We start from the raw sequence: 4,051 nt of genomic DNA on the forward strand, positions 1-4,051 counted from the left end.
GCTGCGTTTTTGTCCTGATTATGCGAGATGGATGCCCGGTTTTCTGTTATACTTCAGAAGAGACGACCGCTACAATCAGGCGGCGAACAGAGTCAGGAGCGAACGATATGAAAAAAACAAACCAAAAGAAACCAATCAACAATAAACGCAATCGTCAGGACAAGGCGAGAGAACCCCAAAAAAGCCCGTCCACCAAAGGGGTTACGCAATATCCTGTGACCGAACCAAGCGAATTGTTGTCCTTTTTGCTGCAGATCCTCAGCAAGCAAAGCCGCAATTCGGTCAAATCGATCCTTACCCGCGGACAAGTGACGGTCGACGGCAAGTCCATCACCAAACACAATCATCCCTTGGAACCCGGACAGACTGTCGGCATTTTGGCAAACAAGGAAGCCCTCAAAAAAACTTCCCTTTCAGGCCTCAAGATCCTGTTTGAGGACGAATCGATCATCGTGATCAATAAGGATGCAGGCCTGTTGTCGATGGCAACGGACGATCCAAAGGAACCGACCGCTTACCGCCAATTGAGCCACTACGTCAAAGAAGACAACAAAGCGAACCGGATTTTTGTCGTACATCGTCTGGACAGGGATACATCCGGCGTCATGCTTTTCGCAAAATCCGAAGAACTGAAAGAGAAGCTGCAAAATGATTGGAAGGAACTCGTCAAAGAACGCATCTATACCGCTCTGGTCGAGGGCGAAATCAAGAATGATGTAGGTACCATCTCCTCTTGGCTGACCGAGAGCAAAGCGATGAAAGTCCATTCCAGTCCGAAAGACAACGGCGGCAAGCATGCCGTGACCCATTATCGGAAGATCCGCGCCAACAAGGAATACTCGCTCCTGGAAGTTCAGTTGGAGACCGGACGGAAGAATCAGATCCGCGTCCATATGGAATCTTTGGGCCACCCAGTTGCCGGGGACAAGAAGTACGGTGCCCGCACAAATCCGATGAAACGTTTGGGGCTGCACGCTTCCACACTCGCATTCATCCATCCTGCGACCGGCGAGCTCGTCCGCTTCAGCGCTCCGGTGCCGAAAGCTTTTCTATTGTATTCAAAATAAGAAGAAAGGGGCTATTTCGAAATGAAATAGCCTCTTATTTGTGGTTTGAACTAAAATAAACCGCCAAACTATTTTGGCGGTTTATTTCAACATAAATTCAATTCCAGCTTATCCTCTGTAGCGCAGCGCCAACCCTTTCAGGAAATTCCGTGCATAGCGGTCGCCGCAAGGCTTGTAATTGCGGTGACCTTCTTTGCGCAGGACCGCGCTCAGTTCGCTTTTTGACACGGTGACTCCAGCCGATTCCAGGATTTCAAGCATGTCTTCGTTTGTCAAAGTCAGCGCGATTTTGACTTTCTTCAGCAGCAGATTGTTGACGTTCCCGTTGTTCAGCACAAATTCCGGCTTTAGTTCCGTTTCGCCGGGCTTCGCTTGCGGTTTGCCGCGTTGGGAAGTGATTAGTCCGTTCAAGAACGATTCCAGTGTCGCATTGTCGCAAGCCAGTTGATCGTCTTCCGATGGGGCTGTAGCCCCGGCAGTATCTGTTGCTTCATCTTTTTTCGATTTCAGCAACATCTTTTGTACTGCTTCCTTCGTCAATTCAAGTCCGCCCAAGCGGAACACTTCCACCATATCCGCATCTTTGATGTCCAGCGCATAGCGCAAGCGGATCAATATATCATTGTTGTCCATATTATGCCTCCAAATTTTCCTTTTCAATTATCCTTTTCCAGTATACCTTGTTGTCTGATGGAATGCATGCCTTATTCGTTCCTCATTTTTTTAATTTCCCTCTTCACTTCTCGCGCAAATATGTTATAATCAAATATACGAGCAGGTGATTCATCTGTTTAACGGTTCCTTAGCTCAGCGGGAGAGCACTACCTTGACATGGTAGGGGTCGCTGGTTCAATCCCAGTAGGGACCATCAAGATTCAGCACATAATAGTAAGTAAAGAGGCACGATCGAAAAAATTCGATAGTGCCTCTTTTTGTGTTCATTTCGGTCATTGCCTATTCATCATTCGGCCGCTTCCGGGGCTTCGCTCATCGTTGCATCCAAAAAATATTCGCCTTTGCTGCTGTTTCCCTCGGTGGAGTAACGCGCATCGAGATCATTGAAATGCCACCATTCCGAGGCCAACGGGGTAAGGCCGGCTTCAGTGCTGTAGCGCTGCAGCAGGATGGCTGCCTCATTCATCGTATCCGCCAAGGTGGCTTGGAGCCACGCTGTCGGCGAGCTGGATTTGACCGGTCCGGTGAACGTAGCCGAAGCCATGCTCAATTCATGGATGGTTGTCGGCATCGTATACTCCGTGTAGCCTGTTATGGCGGTCGCAGCATAGTCGCCGATGACGATTTCCTGCTGTTCCGTTATTTTCGCCAACGTGACATCGATGGCATAGCCCATCTGATGATTCGAAACATTTGTCGCGATGAACCAGTTGGTGTCCCAAGGATATGTGTTGATTCCTGCCATCACTTCCGGATCGGCTGCAGCCAAATTCGTCAAAGCATCCACCGTCATCTTCTGGACGGAAAATGGACGATACCCCTCATAGATGACCAAGGAATTCCCTTCCGCCAAGGCGGCTTTTTGCGCTAAATAAATTTTCTTTGACATGCTGTAAAGCACCGGCACGATATCGGACACTTTACCCAGGCGCATATTGTATGCTTTCCCGTCATAAAGCGCCACTCCTGTTATGCCAGGGATTGCTTTTCCGGAAGAAACGAACTTGGATGCGTACGTGTTGGTATTGTCGTAGATGATGGAAGGGATCACGTCCGGAAGGTTGATGAAGCAATAAAGATGTTGCACCCAGCCTGACTCCGTTTCGGTCTGGACATACCACCAATCGCCCACTTCCTCCACCACCTCAAAAGCGGTTCCCGCTTCCAAGGCCGAAAGTGTCTCGGACCCAGCATCGGCCGTCGCCTTCAGATCCATCCGGACTGAAGCATAGCCAGTCGCCCCTTTGACAGGAAGTTCCAGATCCCCTTCATACACCAACAGCTCCGGCTCTTCCGGCTGGACTACCGCTGTTTCCTCTTCATTCGAGGTTTCACTCGAAGCCGCTTCTTCTGAAGTCACCGCTTCGACAGCCGAATTGGCCTCAGACTCGTCCGTTTCCGTCTGGTCATCCGAGCCGGAGCAAGCGGACAGCACCGCACCCGTCAGGATGCCGATGAAAGCGCGGCGCCAATTTTTGTTGATTCTCATTTATATTCAGACCTCCATTAAGCGGATACGATCATTTTTACTAGTTCCAACAGCAACAGATGGAACGGATAGAAAGCATAGAAGCCCCATTTCATCACATTGGATTTCTTGCCTTGACGGCCTTTGTAGAACAGCAACAGCGGCACAGCCAGAAAAATACCGATTTGGTAAGATTGCGTCCAGCCGATTTCGCTGATGGAAGGGATGATGTGGAGCAGAATCCCTATGATTGCAAAGCTCAGCAGCTGTTTTTCGGTTTGTCCCCTGAACAATCCAAAAAACAGGATCCACAAGACCGCTACGTAGTTCCAATCAGCCGGGACCGCCAACAGACAGCATGCCAAAACGACTGTTGCCTTAAGCGGAAGGGACCAGTCCTCCCGTTTGGCCGCCGCCAATGCGATCAATCCCAGCGCCAATCCCCAGATGACGCTCGTTGCCTGCCACCACGGCAGGCCGAAATACCAGACATACGGAAAATGCGAAACTGCTGCAAACAGCACTAACCGCACGATATATTTTTTCAGATTGGATGTGTAATGATAGCCTTCCGCAATCATATAGCACATGATTGGGGCGGCGATCCGCCCTGCAATCCGCAACACCACGCCTTCAAGGCTGTCCTGCGGCACAAATACTGCAAAGATATGATCGAAGAACATCGCAAATATAGCAAGGTTCTTCAATGTATAGGATGATAGGTCTTTTTGAATCTCGCTAATGCCTTGCATCGGAGTGCTCCTAACTGTACTTGGTTTCGCAGCGTTTGCAGTAAGCTGATCGACAGGCCTGTGTGCCTGTCCTTTCCCACAGTATATGC

At 49.7% G+C, this 4,051-nt stretch carries 4 protein-coding genes and 1 tRNA gene; 2 read left to right on the forward strand and 3 right to left on the reverse strand.

The annotated features are described in order from the left end of the window. Positions 1–107 precede the first annotated feature (107 nt). Entirely contained in the window at positions 108–1,067 is a 960-nt protein-coding gene (locus tag WBV27_RS04695) for an RluA family pseudouridine synthase (protein ID WP_424199874.1), read from the forward strand. Between the two features lie 108 nt (positions 1,068–1,175). Here WBV27_RS04695 and WBV27_RS04700 read toward each other — a convergent pair whose 3' ends face one another. Then, complete coding sequence (locus tag WBV27_RS04700) at positions 1,176–1,700, reverse strand: DUF1456 family protein (RefSeq protein WP_424199876.1); 525 nt, start codon at positions 1,698–1,700, stop codon at positions 1,176–1,178. Between the two features lie 163 nt (positions 1,701–1,863). Here WBV27_RS04700 and WBV27_RS04705 point away from each other — a divergent pair. Beyond that, positions 1,864–1,935: transfer RNA gene (locus tag WBV27_RS04705), tRNA-Val, on the forward strand. Between the two features lie 93 nt (positions 1,936–2,028). Here WBV27_RS04705 and WBV27_RS04710 read toward each other — a convergent pair. Beyond that, on the reverse strand, positions 2,029–3,231 hold the full coding sequence (locus WBV27_RS04710) for a hypothetical protein (RefSeq protein WP_424199878.1): 1,203 nt from the start codon (positions 3,229–3,231) through the stop codon (positions 2,029–2,031). A gap of 17 nt (positions 3,232–3,248) precedes the next feature. After that, a complete protein-coding gene (locus WBV27_RS04715) occupies positions 3,249–3,962 on the reverse strand; it encodes a TraX family protein (protein WP_424199880.1) in 714 nt (237 codons plus the stop codon). Between the last annotated feature and the right edge of the window lie 89 nt (positions 3,963–4,051).

Source organism: Trichococcus sp. (assembly GCF_049589555.1).
Lineage (GTDB): Bacteria > Bacillota > Bacilli > Lactobacillales > Aerococcaceae > Trichococcus.

Bases quoted from the DNA above. Each gene is read 5' to 3' on its own strand.
- WBV27_RS04695 (WP_424199874.1), top strand. From the start codon at position 108: ATGAAAAAAACAAACCAAAAGAAACCAATCAACAATAAACGCAATCGT.
- WBV27_RS04700 (WP_424199876.1), bottom strand. From the start codon at position 1,700: ATGGACAACAATGATATATTGATCCGCTTGCGCTATGCGCTGGACATC.
- WBV27_RS04710 (WP_424199878.1), bottom strand. From the start codon at position 3,231: ATGAGAATCAACAAAAATTGGCGCCGCGCTTTCATCGGCATCCTGACG.
- WBV27_RS04715 (WP_424199880.1), bottom strand. From the start codon at position 3,962: ATGCAAGGCATTAGCGAGATTCAAAAAGACCTATCATCCTATACATTG.